This is a genomic window from Pectobacterium actinidiae, from assembly GCF_000803315.1.
Classification (GTDB): domain Bacteria; phylum Pseudomonadota; class Gammaproteobacteria; order Enterobacterales; family Enterobacteriaceae; genus Pectobacterium; species Pectobacterium actinidiae.
In genome coordinates, this window is record NZ_JRMH01000001.1 from 391,517 (window position 1) to 412,334 (window position 20,818).

General features: G+C 52.2%; 20 protein-coding genes. 6 read left to right on the forward strand and 14 right to left on the reverse strand.

Going from position 1 to position 20,818, the window contains the following annotated elements:
- Positions 1 to 70: 70 nt before the first annotated feature.
- The 10 genes from KKH3_RS01630 to KKH3_RS01675 all read right to left on the reverse strand — a co-directional run bounded on the left by KKH3_RS01630 (position 71) and on the right by KKH3_RS01675 (position 7,297).
- Positions 71 to 1,066: a glutathione S-transferase family protein gene (locus KKH3_RS01630; RefSeq protein WP_039355235.1), complete on the reverse strand. Its 996-nt coding sequence runs from the start codon at positions 1,064 to 1,066 to the stop codon at positions 71 to 73.
- A 108-nt stretch (positions 1,067 to 1,174) separates the two neighbouring features.
- Positions 1,175 to 1,570, reverse strand: coding sequence for a DoxX family protein (locus KKH3_RS01635; RefSeq protein ID WP_010298854.1), 396 nt, complete (start codon positions 1,568 to 1,570; stop codon positions 1,175 to 1,177).
- A gap of 273 nt (positions 1,571 to 1,843) precedes the next feature.
- The gene (locus KKH3_RS01640) at positions 1,844 to 2,134 is read right to left on the reverse strand and encodes a YqjK-like family protein (protein WP_039355236.1); all 291 of its coding nucleotides are present in this window, start codon (positions 2,132 to 2,134) and stop codon (positions 1,844 to 1,846) included.
- Positions 2,131 to 2,526: a phage holin family protein gene (locus KKH3_RS01645; RefSeq protein ID WP_039355237.1), complete on the reverse strand. Its 396-nt coding sequence runs from the start codon at positions 2,524 to 2,526 to the stop codon at positions 2,131 to 2,133. Before KKH3_RS01645 ends, KKH3_RS01640 begins: the two co-directional genes overlap by 4 nt.
- A gap of 13 nt (positions 2,527 to 2,539) precedes the next feature.
- Positions 2,540 to 2,845: an ElaB/YgaM/YqjD family protein gene (locus tag KKH3_RS01650; RefSeq protein WP_039355238.1), complete on the reverse strand. Its 306-nt coding sequence runs from the start codon at positions 2,843 to 2,845 to the stop codon at positions 2,540 to 2,542.
- Positions 2,846 to 3,018: 173 nt separating this feature from the next.
- On the reverse strand, positions 3,019 to 3,408 hold the full coding sequence (locus KKH3_RS01655) for a DUF1090 domain-containing protein (protein ID WP_039355239.1): 390 nt from the start codon (positions 3,406 to 3,408) through the stop codon (positions 3,019 to 3,021).
- Between the two features lie 5 nt (positions 3,409 to 3,413).
- Entirely contained in the window at positions 3,414 to 3,809 is a 396-nt protein-coding gene (gene mzrA / locus KKH3_RS01660; RefSeq protein ID WP_039355240.1) for an EnvZ/OmpR regulon moderator MzrA, read from the reverse strand.
- A gap of 2 nt (positions 3,810 to 3,811) precedes the next feature.
- The gene (locus tag KKH3_RS01665; RefSeq protein WP_039355241.1) at positions 3,812 to 4,495 is read right to left on the reverse strand and encodes a DedA family protein; all 684 of its coding nucleotides are present in this window, start codon (positions 4,493 to 4,495) and stop codon (positions 3,812 to 3,814) included.
- A 527-nt stretch (positions 4,496 to 5,022) separates the two neighbouring features.
- Complete coding sequence (gene exuR, locus KKH3_RS01670) at positions 5,023 to 5,799, reverse strand: transcriptional regulator ExuR (protein ID WP_039355242.1); 777 nt, start codon at positions 5,797 to 5,799, stop codon at positions 5,023 to 5,025.
- Positions 5,800 to 5,995: 196 nt separating this feature from the next.
- On the reverse strand, positions 5,996 to 7,297 hold the full coding sequence (locus tag KKH3_RS01675) for an MFS transporter (RefSeq protein ID WP_039355243.1): 1,302 nt from the start codon (positions 7,295 to 7,297) through the stop codon (positions 5,996 to 5,998).
- A gap of 414 nt (positions 7,298 to 7,711) precedes the next feature.
- Between KKH3_RS01675 and uxaC the strand changes: the two genes are divergently transcribed.
- The 4 genes from uxaC to KKH3_RS01695 all read left to right on the forward strand — a co-directional run bounded on the left by uxaC (position 7,712) and on the right by KKH3_RS01695 (position 12,831).
- Positions 7,712 to 9,121, forward strand: a complete 1,410-nt coding sequence (gene uxaC / locus KKH3_RS01680; RefSeq protein ID WP_039355244.1) for a glucuronate isomerase — start codon at positions 7,712 to 7,714, stop codon at positions 9,119 to 9,121.
- Positions 9,122 to 9,234: 113 nt separating this feature from the next.
- A complete protein-coding gene (locus KKH3_RS01685; RefSeq protein WP_039355245.1) occupies positions 9,235 to 10,701 on the forward strand; it encodes a tagaturonate reductase in 1,467 nt (488 codons plus the stop codon).
- A 19-nt stretch (positions 10,702 to 10,720) separates the two neighbouring features.
- Positions 10,721 to 12,211 (forward strand): UxaA family hydrolase, encoded by a 1,491-nt coding sequence (locus tag KKH3_RS01690; RefSeq protein WP_039355246.1) that lies wholly within the window; start codon positions 10,721 to 10,723, stop codon positions 12,209 to 12,211.
- A gap of 89 nt (positions 12,212 to 12,300) precedes the next feature.
- Complete coding sequence (locus tag KKH3_RS01695) at positions 12,301 to 12,831, forward strand: YgjV family protein (protein WP_039355247.1); 531 nt, start codon at positions 12,301 to 12,303, stop codon at positions 12,829 to 12,831.
- A gap of 72 nt (positions 12,832 to 12,903) precedes the next feature.
- On the opposite strand, the gene sstT is transcribed toward KKH3_RS01695, so the two are convergent.
- The 3 genes from sstT to KKH3_RS01710 all read right to left on the reverse strand — a co-directional run bounded on the left by sstT (position 12,904) and on the right by KKH3_RS01710 (position 16,810).
- Positions 12,904 to 14,151 carry a serine/threonine transporter SstT gene (gene sstT / locus KKH3_RS01700; RefSeq protein WP_039355248.1) on the reverse strand — a complete coding sequence of 416 codons (1,248 nt, stop codon included), beginning with the start codon at positions 14,149 to 14,151 and terminating at the stop codon, positions 12,904 to 12,906.
- 453 nt (positions 14,152 to 14,604) lie between these two features.
- Positions 14,605 to 15,558, reverse strand: coding sequence for a TerC family protein (locus KKH3_RS01705; protein WP_039313037.1), 954 nt, complete (start codon positions 15,556 to 15,558; stop codon positions 14,605 to 14,607).
- Between the two features lie 253 nt (positions 15,559 to 15,811).
- Positions 15,812 to 16,810: a Gfo/Idh/MocA family protein gene (locus KKH3_RS01710; RefSeq protein ID WP_039355249.1), complete on the reverse strand. Its 999-nt coding sequence runs from the start codon at positions 16,808 to 16,810 to the stop codon at positions 15,812 to 15,814.
- A 161-nt stretch (positions 16,811 to 16,971) separates the two neighbouring features.
- Between KKH3_RS01710 and rlmG the strand changes: the two genes are divergently transcribed.
- Positions 16,972 to 18,111 carry a 23S rRNA (guanine(1835)-N(2))-methyltransferase RlmG gene (gene rlmG, locus KKH3_RS01715; RefSeq protein WP_039355250.1) on the forward strand — a complete coding sequence of 380 codons (1,140 nt, stop codon included), beginning with the start codon at positions 16,972 to 16,974 and terminating at the stop codon, positions 18,109 to 18,111.
- A 141-nt stretch (positions 18,112 to 18,252) separates the two neighbouring features.
- Here the strand turns inward: rlmG and KKH3_RS01720 are convergent, their stop codons facing one another.
- Positions 18,253 to 20,292, reverse strand: coding sequence for an NADPH-dependent 2,4-dienoyl-CoA reductase (locus tag KKH3_RS01720; RefSeq protein WP_039355251.1), 2,040 nt, complete (start codon positions 20,290 to 20,292; stop codon positions 18,253 to 18,255).
- A gap of 215 nt (positions 20,293 to 20,507) precedes the next feature.
- Here KKH3_RS01720 and KKH3_RS01725 point away from each other — a divergent pair, with 215 nt between their 5' ends.
- Positions 20,508 to 20,804 (forward strand): hypothetical protein, encoded by a 297-nt coding sequence (locus tag KKH3_RS01725; protein WP_039355252.1) that lies wholly within the window; start codon positions 20,508 to 20,510, stop codon positions 20,802 to 20,804.
- The last annotated feature ends 14 nt before the right edge of the window (positions 20,805 to 20,818 follow it).

The following is a 20,818-nucleotide window of genomic DNA, read 5'->3' on the forward strand; positions in this document are numbered from 1 at the left end:
TCCTGCATTTTTCTGTAGCAAGGTGTGGAACCACACCTTGCCTTGCTCTTCATCGCGCAGCGACAACATCTCAGTATAAATTGATAAACGTCTTATCACGCTGATGAGGCTGGTTGAGATCTTGCTCTGGACCCAGCGATATCACGCCATGCGGATTAATCGTGCCGTGGCTACGGTAGTAGTGGTGACGAATATGCGCCATATCGACGGTATCGGCGATGCCGGGTATCTGATAAATATCACGCAGAAAACCGAACAGATTTGGGTAATCACTCAGGCGATATTTATCGCATTTAAAATGCGTGTGATAGACCGGATCGAAACGGATCAGCGTCGTCCACAGTCGCAGGTCGGCTTCGGTTAACTGTTCGCCCGTCAGGTAGCGCTGTTTCGCCAGAATGCTCTCCAGATCGGATAGCGCGGCGAAAACGGTCGTGGCGGATTCATCATAGGCTGACTGGCTTGTCGCAAAACCGGCTTTGTAAACACCGTTGTTGACCTTGTCGTAAATCCAGCCGTTCAGTTCGTCAATCTGAGCACGTAGCGCTTCTGGGTAATAATCTCCCACTGTTGCTCCCACGCCATCAAAAGCGCTGTTCAGCATGCGGATGATATCGGCGGATTCGTTACTCACGATGGTGTGCTGCTCGGTATCCCATAAGACGGGCACGGTTACCCGACCGCTGTAGTCTGGCATGGCATGCAGATAGAGCTGGTAAAGGAATTCGTGCTGATAGAGTGAGTCACCTGTCGCCGCTTCAAAATCGGTACCGAACGTCCAGCCATGATCGAGCATAAGCGGATGCACGACTGAAACGGCGATGTGATCGACTAACCCTTTCAACTGTCGCATGAGCAACGTGCGGTGTGCCCACGGGCAGGCGAGCGAAACATAGAGATGATAACGGCCAGATTGGGCAGGAAAGCCTCCTGTGCCAGTGAGACCGGGTGCACCATCAGGCGTGACCCAGTTGCGGAATGCGGATTCTGAACGCTTGAAATGTCCGCCGGTAGATTTGGTTTCATACCAGGTATCGTGCCATACGCCGTCAACCAGTTGTCCCATAAATCCTCCCGTTAGTGAGTGATGACAAAGCGACGGCAAGCTGTGTGGGCTTGCCGTCTAATTCGTTATTCGACTATTAAGTGTAGTACAGGCCGGACAAGGCTCGTCTTACCACTTCTTGCCCAGCAGGCGGTCGATACTGAATGCGCCTGGGCCAGTTACAGCCAGCAGGAGGTAGCCGCCAGCGATGGTCAGGTTTTTCATGAACATCAGCTGGTTCATGCCTTCCGCAAAGTTAGAGTGGAAAATCAGTGCAGTCAGCAGAGTAAAGCCCGCGGTGAACAGCGCGACAGTACGAGTCAGCAGGCCGAACAGAACCGCCAAACCGCCACCCAGTTCCAGGAGAATGGTCAGCGGCAGCAGGAAGGTCGGAACCCCCATTGCCTGCATGTATTGTTGTGTGCCTGCATAGGCATCACCCAGCTTACCGTAACCTGCAACGATAAACAGAATTGGCATTAAGATACGTGCAACCAGCAGTGCAGTACTTTCTAAATTTTTCATCATCTCTCCAATTGATTTTATTGTGGGCTATATCGCCCTGTTGTGCTTGTTGTAGCGGGTGTTGTCTGAAAACGTGGCCCGCCATCAGGTTATGGGCAGATAGTATAGAGAGATGATTTAGGCTACCAGCGAGTATAATTGTTGCTGTATTTCAGAAAAATTGATGTTCAGTGAATGATGCAAGAACGCGCTGCAATGACGTGAGCGCGTCAGGCAAATATGAAGTGAATAATGGCGTATAGCAAAGGCAGATCGCCAGGTCGATAGGAAGGATTACGGACGTGGCTCAAACGTTTTGCGGACGAGTTTGACGGTTCCCCAGAGCCCGACGAGGCGGCGTCCCCAGCGGATCATACGGCTGGGATGGCGCACACCATAAAGTGCCACGAGGCTGGAGCCCACGATCCAGTATTTACGCCACTGCATCAGGCTTTGCCAGCCACGATCGTAGCGGGCGGTGGTATCCAGCCAGTGTTTTTTACCGGCCGATAAATCCAGCCGCTGCTGTTGTATCCGGCGCAGCAGCTGGGCTTTTTCTCTGTCTCGCTGTTGACGCTCGCTCACTTGGTCTCATCCTCCAGCAGCGATCTGTCGGTCGCCAGCTCTTTACGCGTCGCTTTGAGCAAGGTGGAACGACGTACCTTCAGGAGCGTCCATATGCCGCCTATCAGCGCCAGTCCAAGCAATGTGGCAGTAATACACCCCAGTGCAAAGAGACGATATTGCGGATCGATACCCCAGATGATCAGCGCAATCAGGCTCATAATGCCAAAAGTAGCAAAAAGCAGCGTCAGGCCGACCATAATGAGCAATTGAATCAGATTGGCTTTTTCTTCCTCTAATTCAATTACGGCCAGTCGAACGCGGCTTTCTACCATGCTGACAATAATGGAGATGATGCGCTGAGCAGAAGCCATGACCCCGCTTGCGGGGCCTTTTTGTGATTTATCCGTCATAGCAATCCGCTAATTAGCGACGAGACAGCAGGACGCCAAGCACGACACCGACTGCTGCGCCAATGCCGACACCGGTCCACGGGTTCTGGCGTACATAATCGTCCGCAGACTCAACCGCTTCTTTGGTTTGCGAAGCGATGCGCTCACCCGTATCGCTCAGGCGACTACGGGTTTCTTTCAGCGCGCTTTCTGCCTTACTACGCAGCTTGTCGAGTTCCGCTTTAGATTTATCGCTGGAGGTACTTAATACTTCTTCTAGCGTGTCCGCCAGTGATTTCAATTCGGTGCGTAGGTACTCAGAATTTTGATCTTTAGCCATATTAATAACCCTTAATGTTTTAAACCTGAGAATTAACTATAGCTGAAGCTGAAATTTATGCCGCCCAAAATGAGTACGGACAATTCTGATAACTCGCTGTAAATTTTAGTGATTTATTTTTTGAGTATAAAATGAACAGTTGCTGTGTGTTTTATAGGGATGTGTAAGATGGATTATTGAGACGTGCCACTTTCTGCGGCGCGCAATTCCTGCTCGGCTTCAGCCAGCTTTTTTTCGCGCTTGAGGATCTTTTCGGCGTCATCCCCTTTCTGGCGGCTTTCATTCAATTCTTGCTGTCGTTCCGCGACGTCTTTGCGTTTTTCCGCAATGGTTTCCTGACGTTTCTCTGCTAGCCCGGCATCCGTACAGTGGGTTTTCACGCCGTCCAACGCCTTCTCTAAACCATTGATACGGTTCTGATTACCGTGCTTACGTGCTTCATCAATTTGGCGCTGAATATCCTGCGCTTTTTGCTGACAGGTTTCCACCGGATTGGCGGTATTAGCAACAGCGTGACCGGAAAGCAGGATAGATAAGGCAATAATGGATGGAGATAGTTTCATAGTCGTCACCCCAGTTTAGATTGTTTCTGTGTGAGTTTCTGCTGCCAGAATGGTGTCGGGGTTGTCGCCTGCTGCGCGGTAATGGTGACTTTAGGTAGAGACAAACGCAGGACATCTCTGGCAGCGACACTCTGTTCCGGTGAAGCAAGACGGACGATCAGGCTATCTTGCTCTGGTGTAATGCTTTTGATCGCAATCCCTTTTTCATTGAGACGCTGATACACGTAAAAGCCATCTGGCAACGCGGCACCGTCATAAGGCTTGATGTGTAGCATTGCATCGTCTTGGGAATGACGTAGTGATTGGGACTGCGTCAACGCAATCATGGGCAGCGCAATCAATAGTAGTATGCGGCCTGCTTTTTTGGAAAAGAGCTTAGGGAATAATCCACTCATTGACACGGTTAGCTCCCTTTTTCTGCATTATCTGCTTTGGTGTCACGTTTTTTACGCCACAGGACAAAAAGCGATCCAAACAGGCCGATAAACAGCAGCACCAGCGGTAGCATCATCAGGCAGAACATCAGTTCGTCTTCATATTTCAGGAAGACCGTTGTTTTCCCTAAGGCGAAGCCCAGCGTAACCAGAATAAACACCCACAGGAACCCGCTCATCCAGTTAAAGAACTGAAAGCGCGCGTTATTCAGGCCCGACAAGCCTGCGATGGTAGGCAGTAACGTTCTGACAAAAGCCAGGAAGCGGCCAACTAACAGCGCGGACAAGCCATGACGGTGGAAGAGCTGGTGGGCGCGTTGGTGATAGTGCGCGGGCAAATGTGATAGCCAGCCCTGAACCATTCCCGTATTGCCAAGCCATTTCCCCTGGATATAGCTTACCCAACAGCCGAGGCTGGCGGCCGTCGTCAGGAGAAATATCGTAAAAGGGTAATTCATGGTGCCTTTGGCGACGAGGACGCCGACCAAAATGAGCAGGCTATCGCCGGGCAAGAAAGCGGCAGGGAGCAGGCCATTTTCCAGAAAGATAATCAGAAACAATAATATGTAGATGGTCCATACCAGCTTCGGGTCGGCTAAAATATCGAAATCCTGATGCCAGAGTGCGTTTAACAGTTCTTTGATTAATTCCATCCGGTATTCCTAATACTTACTGCTGTTGCATTTTAGCCTTGGCGACAATCACGCTTCTGGACATGATAAGAGTGAATACAGTGTTATTCCCGTCATACTTCAAGTTGCATGTGCGTTGGCTGTTGCCTGCCTGAAACTTGAATGCTTTAGGGTAGATCAGGGCACAGGATTATGATTTTTTGATGATCTCTGTTTTTTCCGCCCGACAGTGATGCTGGTGTCTGACTTGATGCTCGCTTTTCGCGGCGAATCCGATAAACAGGCTGCTTGCGGATTGTTTGGTCTTGGCAAACTTTGCATCCAAAGCGACGGATTAAGCGTAAGAAAGACACGTTAACTGTAACAAAATAGGTGTTACTGAGACAGGAAAATATTACGACAACTGAGGCGGTTTAGGGGGATTTTTCGAGGAAGAGTGGGGATTTCTGCGATATTTTACACTCGCTGACAGAAATCAACGTTTTCTGACTTTTTCCCTCTGATTCAAAACTGTCCCCTTCGCTTAAAACGAGGGGGAGGATGCACATTTAGGATTTGCCCGTGTGTATTTGGTCGAGATGAACGACCGGGTTTTCGGCGAACATGTAGCGATCGACGTTAAACTCAAAATCATCCGTTGTGGCGCGAAACAGCATCTGTTTGGTATTTTCCAGATGTTGCCACATCGCCAGCTTGGCCGCGTAAGGATCTTTGCGAATCAGTGCTTTAAGGATGCGATCGTGCTCTTCGCACCAGCTTTCAATTGATTTGTCGTCAATGTGTTCATGCAGCTTACGCCAGTAAGGATTGTGGATCCGCTGGCTCCACATTTTTTCGACGATCGTTGCCATCGCAGAGTTTTGCGTTGCTAACGCGACCTGAACGTGAAATTTGAGATCCCACTGAGAATCACGAAAACGATCTTCCTGACGCGCGTATTCCTGAATTTCCATCAGTTGGATGATGTCCTGACGGGTCACCTGCGTGGCCGCAAATTCAGCAATGTTGCTTTCAATGAGCTGTCGAGCCTGAAGCAGCTCAAACGGACCAGCCGCGACGAATTCAATGTTGCCGCTATTAATGAATGGATGCTTCTGCTGGTTGGAAATAACGTGAATGCCTGAGCCCTTGCGTACTTCAACGTACCCTTCAACTTCCAGCATGATGATGGCTTCGCGCACCACAGTACGGCTGACGTTCATTTCTTCAGAAATATAGCGCTCTGCCGGTAATTTTTCGCCGACCTGATACATACCGCTTTCAATGCGCTGTTTTAATTCTGCGGCTAATTGCTGGTATAGCCGTCGGGGTTCAGTGAGTGCCATGATGATGCCTACTCTTGATAGATGACGGTCCATGTGCCACGTCAGGGCCTGAGTGTCTATCTCGTTAATCTTTCAGGGATGATTTGTTATACCACTTAATCATAGCAGCAACCAATATTGTGGTCACAGTTATCGCGGGGAGGTGGCTCACCCGGTAGCAGATCATACCGGATGAGCCAGGATAATGCAGGGGCTATCAGTGCTGGTTGGCTTCTTTCAATGTTTCAGTTGCGGCTGCAACTTCTGAAGCGGGTTGGTTTTTCAACACCGTCCAGATGACGACGGCACCTAACAAATCGAAGACGGCCAATGCAGCAAACAGCGGGCTGAAGCCCAGCGTATCGGCCAGCGCGCCCACAACCAATGCAAATAGGGTACTTGCCATCCAGGCTGCCATACCCGTCAAACCGTTTGCCGTGGCCACTTCATTACGGCCAAATACGTCGGATGACAGGGTAATCAGTGCGCCGGACAGCGACTGATGCGCGAAGCCACCGACGCACAGCAGCGCGATGGCGACGTAAGGGCTAGAGAACAGCCCGATCATTCCCGGTGCAATCATCAGTATTGCCCCCATGGTCACCACCAGCTTGCGGGAAACGATCAGGTTCACTTTGAAATATTTCTGGAACAGCATCGGCAGGTAGCCACCCAGAATGCAGCCGATATCGGCGAACAGCATCGGCATCCAGGCGAACATGGCGATTTCTTTCAGATTAAAGCCGTAGGCTTTAAACATGAATAGCGGGATCCACGCGTTGAACGTTCCCCAGGCGGGTTCAGCCAGAAAGCGCGGCAGGGCGATACCCCAGAATTGACGGTTACGCAGGATTTGCCAGGCTGACATTTTCTTTGCGTTATTGGTTTGGTGCTGTGCTTCCTGCCCGCTAAGAATATAGTCGCGTTCTTCATCGCTAAGTTTTTTCTGATCTTTGGGGTGTTTATAAAAAACGAGCCAGCAAATGGCCCACACCATGCTCAACGCACCGGTAATGATAAAAGCCATTTCCCAACTGTGTGCCACAATCGCCCATACCACCAGCGGTGGTGCAATCATCGCGCCAATGGATGAGCCGACGTTGAAGTAACCGACTGCGACAGAGCGCTCTTTTGCCGGGAACCATTCGCTGCTGGCTTTCAGGCCGGCAGGAATCATCGCCGCTTCCGCCATACCCACCGCGCCGCGCGCGATAGCTAAACCCCCCCAGCTGTTTGCGAGTGCGGTTCCCATACAGAAGATTGCCCACAGGATGGCGAACATGGCATAGCCGATTTTTGTGCCAAGCAAATCCAGCACATAGCCTGCGATGGGCTGCATAATGGTATAACAGGCTGAGTAGGCAGCAACGATGTAAGAGTACTGCTGTGTAGTAATGTGCAATTGATCCTGTAGCGTCGGGGCGGCGACAGATATTGCATTACGCGTCAGATATCCCAGCACGGTGCCAATGGTCACCAGGCCGATCATATACCAGCGTAATCCTTTGATTTTACGCATTTACTTTCTCTCCGAGTCAATAAAAACACTGTGATGGCTCTTGAGTAGCGTCACGGTGTGATGTGTCTTGTGATGTTGTACGACACGTTTTGTTGTTGTGCTGAACAGGAAAACCCTTCTCTTTGTGAGATAGCGATTGAATCCCTGTTTAAGGCAGCGCTACAATAATTTGTCATACATCTTTAAAAGTTGAGTGATATCACAAAACCATTATTTTTATATGGAATAGCGAATTTCTCGCTTAAGCCGAGAGAGACAAGCCATTTTTGGTGATAAGTGCTGAGTTATTGTACTGTTTGTTACATTTTTGCGATCATGACCTCACAAATACTGTGAGATATCGCGCATAATTGGTGTGATATCTTTTAACGGTCAACTAATTTGGTGCACAAGAAGCACGGTAAGGAAGAGAACATGCCCCAGTTTCTGAGTGAAGATTTTCTGTTAGACAGTGAATTTGCCCGTCGTCTTTATCATGAATATGCCGTCGATCAGCCGATATTTGACTATCATTGCCATTTGCCGCCTGAACAGATCGCGGAAAACTATCGCTTCAAAAATTTGTATGACATCTGGTTGAAAGGCGATCACTACAAATGGCGTGCGATGCGCACCAACGGCGTGCCTGAACGTTTGTGTACGGGTGATGCCAGCGATTGGGAAAAATTTGAAGCCTGGGCTGCTACCGTGCCGCACACCATCGGCAACCCGCTCTACCACTGGACGCACCTGGAATTGCGTCGTCCATTTGGCGTCACCGGCACGCTGCTGTCGCCGAGCACGGCAAAAGACATTTGGGATCGTTGTAATGCCATGCTGGAGCGCGATGACTTTACCGCACGCGGCATCATGCAGCAGATGAACGTGAAAATGGTCGGTACGACGGACGATCCGATTGACGATCTGCGCCATCATCAAACCGTTGCTCAGGATTCAAGCTTCTCTATCAAAGTGTTGCCGAGCTGGCGGCCAGATAAAGCGTTTAACATTGAACTGGCAACCTTCAACGACTATATGGCGAAACTGGGTGAAGTCTCTGACACCGACATTCGTCGTTTCAGCGATCTGCAAACGGCACTGACCAAGCGTCTGGATCACTTCGCGGCACACGGCTGTAAAGTGTCTGACCATGCGCTGGATGTCGTGATGTTTGCCGAAGCGGATGAGTCAACGCTGGACAGTATTCTGGCGCGTCGTCTTTCAGGCGACACGCTGAGTGAGCATGAAGTGGCACAGTTCAAGACCGGTGTTCTGGTCTGGCTGGGGGCGGAGTATGCTCGTCGCGGCTGGGTTCAGCAGTACCACATTGGCGCACTGCGCAACAACAACCTGCGTCAGTTCAAGCTGTTGGGGCCGGATGTCGGCTTTGATTCCATCAATGACCGCCCGCTGGCTCAGGAACTGTCTCGTTTGCTCAGCAAGCAGAATGAAGAAAATCTGCTGCCGAAAACCATTCTTTACTGCCTGAACCCGCGTGATAACGAAGTGCTCGGCACCATGATCGGCAACTTCCAGGGCGAAGGGATGCCGGGCAAGATGCAGTTCGGTTCTGGCTGGTGGTTCAACGATCAGAAGGACGGCATGCAACGTCAGATGACCCAGTTAGCACAGCTTGGTCTGCTGAGCCGCTTCGTCGGCATGCTGACCGATAGCCGCAGCTTCCTGTCTTATACCCGTCATGAATATTTCCGCCGCATCCTGTGCCAGATGATTGGCCGCTGGGTGGAAGATGGCGAAGCGCCAGCCGATCTGCCTTTGCTGGGCGAAATGGTGAAAAACATCAGTTTCGATAACGCTAAAAACTATTTTGCTATCGAGCTGTAATTCCACGGCGTCGTCAGGTGTGAATTACGCGAGAGGCGCGGCGGTAAGATTCCCAAAGGGACTTACGCCGCGGTTCTCGATGTCTCGGTCTTTTGTCTTAAGGTAGCCTGTTAATGCAAACGTTAAATCGTCGTAACTTCCCCGGCCGTCAACACCCGGATCGTGTTATCCAGTTTGGTGAAGGTAATTTCCTGCGCGCTTTCGTCGACTGGCAGTTGGATTTACTGAATGAGCACACCGATCTGGATGCGGGCATTGTCGTTGTTCGCCCGATCGATTCCGACTTCCCGCCCGCGCTGGACACTCAGGATGGGCTGTACACCACCATTATCCGTGGTCTGAATGAACAGGGCGAGGCCGTTCGCGAACCGCGTCTGATCCGTTCGGTAAACCGTGAAATTAATGTGTACCGCCAGTTCGATGCGTATCTGGCGCTGGCGCACGATCCGAATATCCGCTTCGTGTTCTCTAATACCACCGAAGCGGGTATCAGCTATCACGCCGATGACTGCCTGAACGACGCGCCGCCTGTCAGCTTTCCGGCGAAGTTAACCCGTCTGCTGTATGAGCGCTTCTGTCATTTTGACGGCGCGGCGGATAAAGGCTGGGTGCTGCTGCCGTGCGAGCTGATTGATTACAACGGCGTGGCGCTGAAAGAGCTGGTGTTGCGCTATGCCGCACAGTGGAAACTGACGCCAACGTTTACCGCCTGGCTGAACGATCACAATACCTTCTGCTCAACGCTGGTCGACCGTATTGTCACGGGCTACCCGCGTGCCGAAGTGGAAGCGCTACAGCAGGAAATGGGCTATCAGGATACCTTTTGGGATACGGCGGAGCATTTCTACCTGTTCGTGATTCAGGGGCCACAGTGGTTGGCGGAAGAATTGCGCCTGAACAAGCTAGATCTGAACGTTCGTATCGTTGATGACATCAAGCCGTACAAAGAACGTAAAGTGGCGATTCTCAATGGTGCCCATACTGCGCTGGTGCCGGTAGCATTCCTCGCTGGTTTGGATACCGTTGGCGAATCGATGAATGATGCCCTGATTGGCACATTCGTAGAAAAGACCATTGCCGAAGAGATTGTGCCGGTATTGGATTTGCCGCATGACGAACTGACGTCGTTTGCTCAGGCTGTGCTAAGCCGCTTCCGTAACCCGTTCATTCAGCATCAGCTGTTATCTATCTCGCTCAATGGCATGACCAAATTCCGCACCCGCATTCTGCCGCAACTGCTGACCTACCGTGAGCGTCACGGTGAACTGCCTGCTCGCTTGACGTTTGCGCTAGCGGCCTTGATTGCATTCTATCGCGGTGAGCGCAGCGGTGAAGGCGATGCGTTGCAAACCTATCCGTTGCAGGACGATGCACACTGGCTGGAACGTTATTCCACACTGTGGGCGGGCGTAAAAGAAAACACCGTCAGCCTGGCTGAGCTGGTGAATGTCGTACTGCGTGATGCCGATCACTGGGGACAGGATTTAACACAGGTTCCAGGCCTGGCCGCTCAGGTGACTGAACAGTTACAAACCATTGTTGAACGCGGCATGCGCGCAGCTGTGGAAGGGTATTGCTAATTAGCAAGAAGGGTTATCCATGCAAAGTATTATAAAAATTCATTCTCTGGACAATGTGGCTGTCGCCTTGCGTGATGTCGAGCAAGGCGAAACGGTGTCGGTGGATAGCCATACGGTGACACTTCAGCAACCTGTCGTGCGCGGGCATAAGTTCGCGCTGGAAACCATCGCACCGGGAGAAATGATTACCAAGTATGGCCTGCCAATCGGCCATGCTCTGGTGTCTATTGCTCCCGGAGAACACATCCATTCCCAGAATGCGAAAACCAATCTGAGCGATCTGGATGAATATCAGTACCAGCCTGAATTTCTCGAACTGCCACCGCAGATGGGCGATCGGGATGTACAGCTCTATCGTCGTCAAAATGGCGATGTCGGTATCCGTAATGAGCTGTGGATCCTGCCAACCGTCGGTTGTGTGAACGGAATTGCGCGTCAGATTCAGCAGCGTTTCCTCAAAGAAACCAACGATGCGGAAGGGATTGACGGTGTTTATCTGTTTAGTCATACCTTCGGCTGCTCACAGCTTGGTCAGGATCACGAAAACACCCGTACGATGCTGCAAAACATGGTGCGTCATCCGAATGCGGGTGCGGTACTGGTGATCGGTCTGGGATGTGAAAACAATCAGGTTGATGCATTCCGTACGACGCTGGGTGATTTTGATTCCGATCGCGTGACGTTCATGGTGTGCCAGCAGCAGGACGATGAAGTCGAAGCGGGTCTGGAGCGGCTGCATACGCTGTATGAGGCTATGCGCCATGACAAACGCGAGCCGGGTAAGCTGAGCGAGCTGAAGTTTGGTCTGGAATGCGGTGGCTCCGATGGGTTATCCGGTATTACTGCTAACCCGCTATTAGGCCGTTTCTCCGATTATTTGATTGAGAACGGTGGTACCACCGTGTTGACCGAAGTGCCGGAAATGTTCGGTGCGGAACGTATTCTGATGAGCCGTTGCCGTGACGAAGCCACGTTTGAGAAAACCGTGCACATGGTCAATGACTTCAAACAGTACTTCATCGCCCATAACCAACCGATCTACGAGAATCCATCGCCGGGTAACAAAGCGGGGGGGATCACCACGCTGGAAGAGAAATCACTGGGCTGTACGCAAAAAGCCGGACAGAGCAAAGTGGTGGACGTACTGAAATATGGTGAGCGCTTACATACCCCCGGGCTCAACCTGCTTAGTGCTCCGGGGAATGATGCCGTGGCAACCAGCGCGCTGGCGGGAGCCGGTTGCCATATGGTGCTGTTCAGTACTGGGCGCGGCACACCTTACGGCGGATTCGTGCCAACCGTAAAACTGGCGACCAACAGCGAACTGGCGAAGAAGAAACCGCACTGGATTGATTTCGATGCGGGGCGTTTGATCCACGACATGCCGATGGATGAACTGCTGAGCCAGTTCGTTGATCTGATTGTCGAGATTGCTGATGGCAAGCGTACGAAGAATGAGGTGAATGACTTCCGCGAATTAGCGATCTTTAAGAGCGGCGTGACGTTGTAAATACAATTCATTCCAATTAAAATAAAACGGTGTTTCATTTTTATAATGGCACCGTTTTTTTTCGCCACAACTTTTTAGAGGCAGGGATCATGACACATTATTGGATTGCCCAGTCTGTTGGTGTACTGGCATTTGTCGTCGGTATCACTATGTTTTTCAACCGTAACGATAAAAAATTCAAAATACAGCTCTCGGCATACAGCGCCGTCATTGGCCTGCATTTCTTCCTGATGGGAGCAAATGCCGCAGGTGCCAGCGCATTATTGAACTCGGCACGTACGCTCATTTCACTGAAAACACACAACATCCTTGTGATGTTTGTCTTTATCTCACTGACGTTGTTCTTTGGTTTATCAGGCATGAAGCATGCGATGGAACTGCTGCCGATAGCGAGTACGGTCGCCAGTACCTGGGCGCTGTTTCGTACTTCTGGGCTGACGACACGCTGCGTGATGTGGTGCTCAACCGCTTGCTGGGTTACGCATAATATCTGGCTGGGATCGATTGGCGGATCGCTGATCGAAGGCAGTTTCTTGCTGATGAATGGTTTTAACATCATCCGCTTCTGGCGTATGCAGCAGCGCGGTATTGATCCTTTTAGCGCGGAGAAGAAAGCGTAATTTCAGGTGTTTCTTGTCACGTTAACGCCGCTCGTTTTTAAACGAGCGGCCTGATAATCAATCCCAAATCGGTTACAGCAGATTCAAGCGCTCTTTTTCCGCCAATTTGGCGTCTTCCGCGTGACACACGGCGGCGATAAACATCACATCCGTTGAGGAGTTGACGGCGGTTTCTGCGGAATCTTGCAAGACGCCGATGATGAATCCGACCGCCACTACCTGCATGGCGATATCGTTGGAGATACCAAACATGCTGCACGCCAGTGGAATCAACAGCAGTGAACCACCCGCTACGCCCGATGCGCCACAGGCACACAGCGATGCGACGACGCTGAGCAGCAGCGCGGTCGGCACGTCAATCTGAATACCCAAAGTATGGGCGGCGGCTAGCGTCAGCACCGTGATGGTAATGGCGGCGCCCGCCATATTGATGGTGGCACCCAGCGGGATGGCAACAGAATAGGTGTCTTCATCCAGATTCAGCTTGCGGCACAGTTCCATATTTACCGGAATGTTAGCGGCAGAACTGCGGGTGAAGAATGCCGTCACGCCGCTCTCGCGCAGGCAGCGTAGCACCAGTGGGTAAGGGTTACTGCGAATCTTCCAGTAAACGATCAGCGGGTTGACCACCAGCGCGACCAGCAGCATACCGCCAATCAGCACCATCAACAGATGGGCATAGCCCCAGAGTGCGCCGAAGCCCGTTTCCGCCAGTGTTGATGCGACCAGACCGAAAATCCCCAGCGGCGCGAAACGAATCACCACGCGCACAATCATGGTGACCGCGTTCGAGGCATCAGTAATCATGCTTTTCGTACTGTCTGAACCGTGGCGGAACGCAATGCCCAAACCAACAGCCCAGACCAGAATACCGATGTAGTTCGCATTCAGCAGGGCGTGAATTGGGTTGGCGATGACGCTCATCAACAGCCCTTTCAGCACGTCGACAATGCCTGATGGCGGCGTGATGTCGGTGGCCTGGGCGCTGAGCGCCAACGTAGAAGGGAAGAGGACGCTGAGCACGACGGCAATCAGCGCTGCTGAGAAGGTGCCGATGAGGTAAAGAAACAGGATCGGGCGGATATTGGTTTTCTGCCCTTGCTGGTGGTTAGCGATAGACGCCATGACCAGCACCAATACCAGAACAGGCGCGACGGCCTTCAGGGCACCAACGAACAGGGTGCCCAATAAACCAGCGGCCAACGCGGCCTGCGTGGACAGAGAAGCCAGAATAATACCGGCTGCCAGCCCCAGAAGGATCTGTTTAACCAAACTGCCATGAGCAATGTACTGCAAGAAACGAGACTGTTGAGTGTTCATAATATTGACGGCGTAACCGTTCCGCTAAGTGGTTGTCTGTACGGATCTGGCACCTCTGGCATGAACCGGGTGACTTTTTATTTCCGTAACGAAATGTGTTTGCACGTGTCAGTATATGAAAATTTGTTTTTGAGAAAAGCGATGATGTGATTTTTTATGACGGACATCCTTGTCCGTCACCCTACGGGCCGTTGCTACGCAACGTTGAAAAACGCTCCTGACGTTTTTTTATGACGGGCATTTTTGTCCGTCACTCTGCGGGCCGTTGCTACGCAACGTTGAAAAACGCTCCTGACGTTTTTTTATGACGGGTATTTTTGTCCGGCACCCTGAGTGCCGTTGCGCTGCGCTGATTTTTGCCTGGCGCGTGTATAGGGACGGTTGAATATAGAAACGCGTGAATGAGGAAAGAGTCTCCACACGGTAGGAACCGTGCGGAGAGAAGGGGAAACATTAACGTTCGGCGCGCTTGTTCACCCAGACGTTGATCAACATGGTGATGATCAGAATGCTGGCAACAACGCCCAGAGAAATCGCCACCGGAATATGGAAAATATCGATGAGCATCATCTTGGTACCAATGAAGATCAGGATGACGGCCAGGCCATATTTCAACAGCGAGAAGCGTTCAGCCACGCCAGCCAGCAGGAAGTACATCGCACGCAGACCCAGAATAGCGAACAGGTTTGACGTCAGTACGATAAAGGGATCGGTCGTGACGGCGAAAATAGCCGGGATACTGTCGACGGCGAAAATCACGTCGCTGATTTCAACCATAATCAGCACCAGAAACAGCGGCGTGGCATACAGTATACCGTTACGACGGACGAAGAATTTTTCATTCTCGATGCTATCCGTCATGCGCAGACGGCTACGTAGCCAGCGCACCAGCGGCTTGTCGCCTATCGCTCCACCATCTTCTTTAGCCAGCGCCATTTTAAGGCCGGTGAACAGCAGGAACGCACCGAACACGTAGAGTAGCCACTGGAACTGCGTGACGAGCCAACTGCCGCCAAACACCATCAGCGTTCTGAGAACGATGGCACCCAACACGCCGTAAATCAGCACGCGACGTTGGTATTGCGGGGGAACGGCGAAGTAGCCGAATAGCATCAGCCAGACGAAGACGTTATCGACGGCAAGCGCTTTCTCGATCAAATAACCGGTCAGGAAAGCCAGAGACTGGGCGTTGGCAACCTCGCGACCCATCGTGCCATCCAGATACCACCAGAAACCGGCGTTGAACAGCAGAGAGAGCGTGACCCAGATGATAGACCAGACGGCAGCCTGTTTGAACGTCATTACCGTCGACCCTTTGCGCCCTTGATAGAGCAGGTCGATGGCCAGCATCACTATAACAATGGCAGCGAAGCTGCCCCATAACCATGGCGTGCCGATGGTGTGCATAGCAAGATCCTTAAATAGAAACAAAAACGGCCAACATCGGAAGGACGCTGGCCGCTTGTTATTAAAGCTGCAAATGCACCTCGCCTTCCGGCAAGGTCTCACTTACAACATTAATGAAGCTGTTTCATCAAGGTTGCCCAGTAACCGGATGCGGAACGCATCGTAATGACGATTAGCTGGCGGAAAAGTTACTCCCCTTTGCCTGACTGAAGATAGGTGAAAAGATGATCTTGGTCAAATAATTATCGCCGTCTTACTCCACATTTCCCGGCGTGGCGGCATCGGCAGGAAACACGACCCCGGTTTGGCGGCGAATTTCTGTCAGCAGCCCCGCGACGGTACGTGAGCGCGCCAGTTCCGCATGGTTAATGTCGCTATCGTTCACCAGCGTGGCGAAGACGTCAGCTTCGTACAGCATGCTGTTGATATGCTGCGGTTGGGTGAGATCCAGTTGCTTGCCTTCACGCGGGATGAATTTCACGTTATGGCATTCAGACACTTTTTCAATCACCAGCGAACCGTCTTCTCCCTGTATTTCGCTGGGAATAGCGGAGTGGCTGACTTTGGAGTGAACGATGGTCACATCGAAATCGCCGTAATTCAGGATGATACTGCCATGTGCGTCGACGCCGCTTTCCAGCAGTGTCGCGCTAGCCTGCGTGGTGCACGGTTCTCCCCACAGCGCGACGGCGAAGGCTAGACAGTAGTAGCCGATATCCATGATGGAGCCGTTGGAGAAGGCTGGATTGAACGTATTCGGGTTTTCACCAGCCAGATAGCGCGGGTAGCGCGAGGAATACTGGCAGTAATTCAGCACCACTTTACGCAATCTGCCGACTTTCGGCAGCGCCTGTTGTACCACGCTAAAGTTGGGCAGGCTGGCGGTTTTGAACGCTTCAAACAGCACGACCTGATTTTCTCTGGCACAGGCGATCATCTGTTCGACTTCATAACGGTTGGAAGCCAGCGGTTTTTCACAGATGACGTGCTTGCCGTGGCTGAGGAAGAGCAGAGCCTGTTCGCAGTGCAGGGAATTCGGGCTGGCCAGATACACTGCGTCGATAAGATCGGATTTCGCCATGGTTTCCAGTGAATCAAACAGCGTATCCACCATGTAATCGGCTTGAAACGGCTGTGCTTTTTCTGCCGTGCGTGAATAGATCGCGGTGAGCTTCAGTTTGCCGGTTTCATGGGCGGCATCAACAAACTGACGGGTGATCCAACTGGTTCCTACAATAGCGAAGCGAATCATAAGCGTTTGGTATCCTGAAGGCATTGGCGATGACTATGCAGATTATCACGGTGAAATGACAAGGCAACGTCAATCATTTCCCGTTCTGGCAGAGAAAAGCATTTACTGATGGGCTATTTTAAGGGATAAACAGCGCAAATTTTATGATGCAGGAGAGGCTAATGAGCCAACTCGAATTGGAAACGTGCAACCTGACGTTGGTGCGTTACCCTCAGGTCGCTGAAAACTCGGCGTTACAGGCGTGGGATGCCGCAGATGAATATCTGCTGCGTGAGCTCGCTACGATGGAAATTGCGCCGGGTCCACGCCTGATTTTCAATGATACGTTTGGCGCGCTGGCCTGCGGTTTACAGGCGCAATCGCCCGTCAGTATCAGTGACTCTTACCTCAGCCAACTGGCGACGCGGCACAATCTGGAATTGAACGGTTATGATGCCGATGCGGTAACGCTGTTAGATAGCATGGCGGAGTTGCCCGCGGCACCCGCGCTGGTAGTGATTAAAATTCCTAAAACGATCGCGCTGCTGGAACACCAGTTGAGAATGTTGCGTAAGGTCGTTACGCCGCAAACGCGCATCATCGCCGGAGCGAAAGCGAAAGATATTCACACCTCTACGCTGCAACTGTTTGAACGCGTGATGGGGCCGACGAAAACCTCGCTGGCCTGGAAAAAGGCGCGTCTGGTTCACTGTGAGTGGGCGGAACTAAAAGTCAGTGAGCAGTCACTTACTACTGAGTGGGAGCTGGATGGTTACGGCTATCGCATTCAAAACCATGCTAACGTGTATTCACGTAATGGGTTGGATATCGGCGCGCGTTTCTTTATGCAGCATTTGCCGGAACAGCTAGACGGTAAGATCGTCGATCTTGGCTGCGGAAACGGCGTGATTGGGCTGGCGGCGCTGAAAGCTAACCCGGAAGCCACTGTGGGTTTCTTCGATGAATCCTATATGGCGGTGGCATCGAGCCAGATGAACGTTGACGCCAACTGCCCGCAGGATGTCGAGCGCTGTAGTTTTGTGGTAAATAACGGATTGGCACGTGTTAAGCGCGATACGTTACAGGCCGTGTTGTGCAACCCGCCATTCCACCAGCAACATGCGGTGACGGATGAAATTGCCTGGCAGATGTTTATGGATGCCCGCCGCTGTCTTCAGGTTGGCGGAGAACTGCGCATTGTGGGGAATCGCCATCTGGACTATTTCCACAAGTTGAAGCGTCTATTCGGTAATTGTGAAACCCTCGCCAGCAACACGAAGTTCGCTGTTCTGCGTGCGGTGAAAACGGGGTCGTCCCGCTAAACTGAATTTGTCTATACCCTAAATAATTCGAGTTTCAGGCAGGCGGCAAGAGAAGGAATCCCGATGAGCTTACTCAGGTAAGTGATTCGGGTGAGTGAACGCAGCCAACGCACATGCAACTTGAAGTATGACGGGTATAAACTACAGCGTTAACGCCAGCCGGGTAGCCTGATCGATCGCCCGGCGAGCGTCCAGCTCCTGCACCACATCGGCGCCGCCAATCAGGTGAACGTGACATCCAGCGGTCAGTAAAGGCTCATACAGCTTACGATTAGGTTCCTGACCGGCACAGATAATGATGTTGTCCACAGGCAGACAGCGCATTTGCTGGTCGTGGATAATGTGCAGTCCCTCATCATCAATATGGTGATATTCCACGCCGCCCAGCAGCGTGACGCCGTGGCGCAGCAGCGTCGTGCGGTGTATCCAGCCTGTCGTTTTCCCCAGATTTTCACCGGGCTTGCCGGATTTTCGCTGTAATAACGTAATGTCCCGTTGGTGGGGAAGTTCACCAGATTGATGAGGCAGCAGTCCGCCCCGGTGCTGCAACTGCGTATCGATGCCCCATTCCGCATAAAAACTGCCGTGATGCTTGTTTTTCAGCAGATCGTTGTTGTGAAGAAGGTTGTTGTGAAGAAGATAGTGCGCGGTATCAAAACCGATACCTCCTGCGCCGATAATCGCTACCCGCTTGCCGACGGGCTTTTTGTCGCGCAGCACGTCCAGGTAGCTCAGCACGCGAGGGTGATCGATGCCTGCAATCGCGGGAGTTCGCGGCACGATGCCACAGGCCAGAATCACGTCATCAAAACCGAGTAAATCGGCAGCGGTTGCCTGCGTACTTAGACGCAGTGTGACGCCGAGCAATTCCAGTTGCCGACGGTAGTAGCGCAGCGTTTCATAAAATTCCGCTTTTCCGGGTACCTGTTTGGCAATATTGAACTGTCCGCCGATATAGGAAGACGATTCAAACAGCGTGATCTGATGGCCGCGTGCGGCGGCGTTGACGGCAAAAGCCATGCCCGCAGGCCCCGCGCCGACCACCGCAAAGCGTTTACCGACTCTGGCGGGTTGGATCGGCAGTTCGGTTTCGTGGCAGGCGCGCGGGTTGACCAGACAGGACGTGATCTTGCCAGCGAAAATCTGATCGAGGCAGGCCTGATTGCAGCCGATGCAGGTATTGATTTCATCGGCACGTCCCGATTGCGCTTTTGCCACTAGTTCTGCATCGGCGAGAAAAGGACGTGCCATCGACACCATGTCAGCACAGCCTTCGGCCAGCAGTTGTTCGGCCACGCCGGGATCGTTGATGCGGTTGGTGGTAATCAGCGGGATGCGGACTTTCCCCATCAGCTTCTGCGTCACCCAGCCGAAGGCACCGCGCGGCACCAGCGTGGCGATAGTCGGAATGCGCGCTTCGTGCCAGCCGATGCCCGTATTGATGAGGGTCGCGCCCGCCTGTTCAATGGCCTGCGCCAGTTGCACAATTTCTTGCCAGCTTGAGCCTTCTTCTATGAGGTCGAGCATGGATAAACGATAAATCAGAATGAAGTTCGGCCCTGTTCGCTCCCGCACCGCGCGAACAATCTCAAGCGCGAAGCGGCTACGGCGCTGAAAATCGCCGCCCCATTCGTCGTCGCGATGGTTGGTGTGCGTCACCAGAAACTGATTAATCAGGTAGCCTTCCGAACCCATGATTTCCACGCCATCGTAACCGGCCTGCTGCGCCAATGCGGCGCAACGAGCAAAGTCGTTGATGGTTTGCACAATCTCCTGCGTACTCATTTCTCGTGGCGCAAAGCGGTTAATCGGTGCCTGAATGGCTGATGGCGCGACTGGCTCGGGCTGATAGCTGTAGCGTCCGGCGTGGAGAATTTGCAGCGCGATTTTCCCGCCTGCGTTGTGTACCGCCTGCGTCAGTGCCCGATGATGCGTCAGCTGCGCCTCGTCATGTAAGGTCGCGCCGCCTTTGGCAACGGCACCTTTCGCATTGGGCGCGATTCCACCTGTGACAATCAGGCCAACGCCGCCTTGCGCTCGTTCACGGTAAAATGCCGCCAGCCTTTCGGTGCCGTCTGGGTGTTCTTCCAAACCCGTATGCATGGATCCCATCACTACGCGGTTCTTTAACGTCGTGAAGCCAAGATCGAGTGGGGAAAGCAGCGTAGGGTAGGCAGTCATTGCACTCTCCGGTGAAGTCAACTGGTCTGATGAGTTATAGTGTTCAATCTAGCGGTAATTGAGAGAGTTGTGAAATTTATGTTTATTTATTGTGATTGATGTCATTGCTAACCATGGGGAGAAGCGTGTGCAGACAAGGGATCGTGCGCTGGAGTGTTTGTTGTCGGGGGCGTGTGACATTATAATCCGCGAGTTTATTGGGCAAAGGTATCGTTATGCGGGTGGAAGAGTTGGAATATCGGCTGGATAGCGCACTTCGGGCGTTAGAGCAAAGCGTTCAGCGTCAGCAGCAGACGTGGCGTCAGGAACATCAGTCCCTCCAGCAGCAGTTGCTTCAGGCGAAAGAGCGTGACGTTTACCTTTGTGCGCAGATTGAACGGCTCTCTGCGCAACTGAGTGTCATGGATAGTTCGCCGGAGCGCAATCCACTGATTCAGAAAATGAAGGTCATTCATGCCCATCTTGATGTGTTGGCACAAGAAGCTAGCGCTTTTAGACGTTCACTGCGGTAATCGCACCGCAGTAT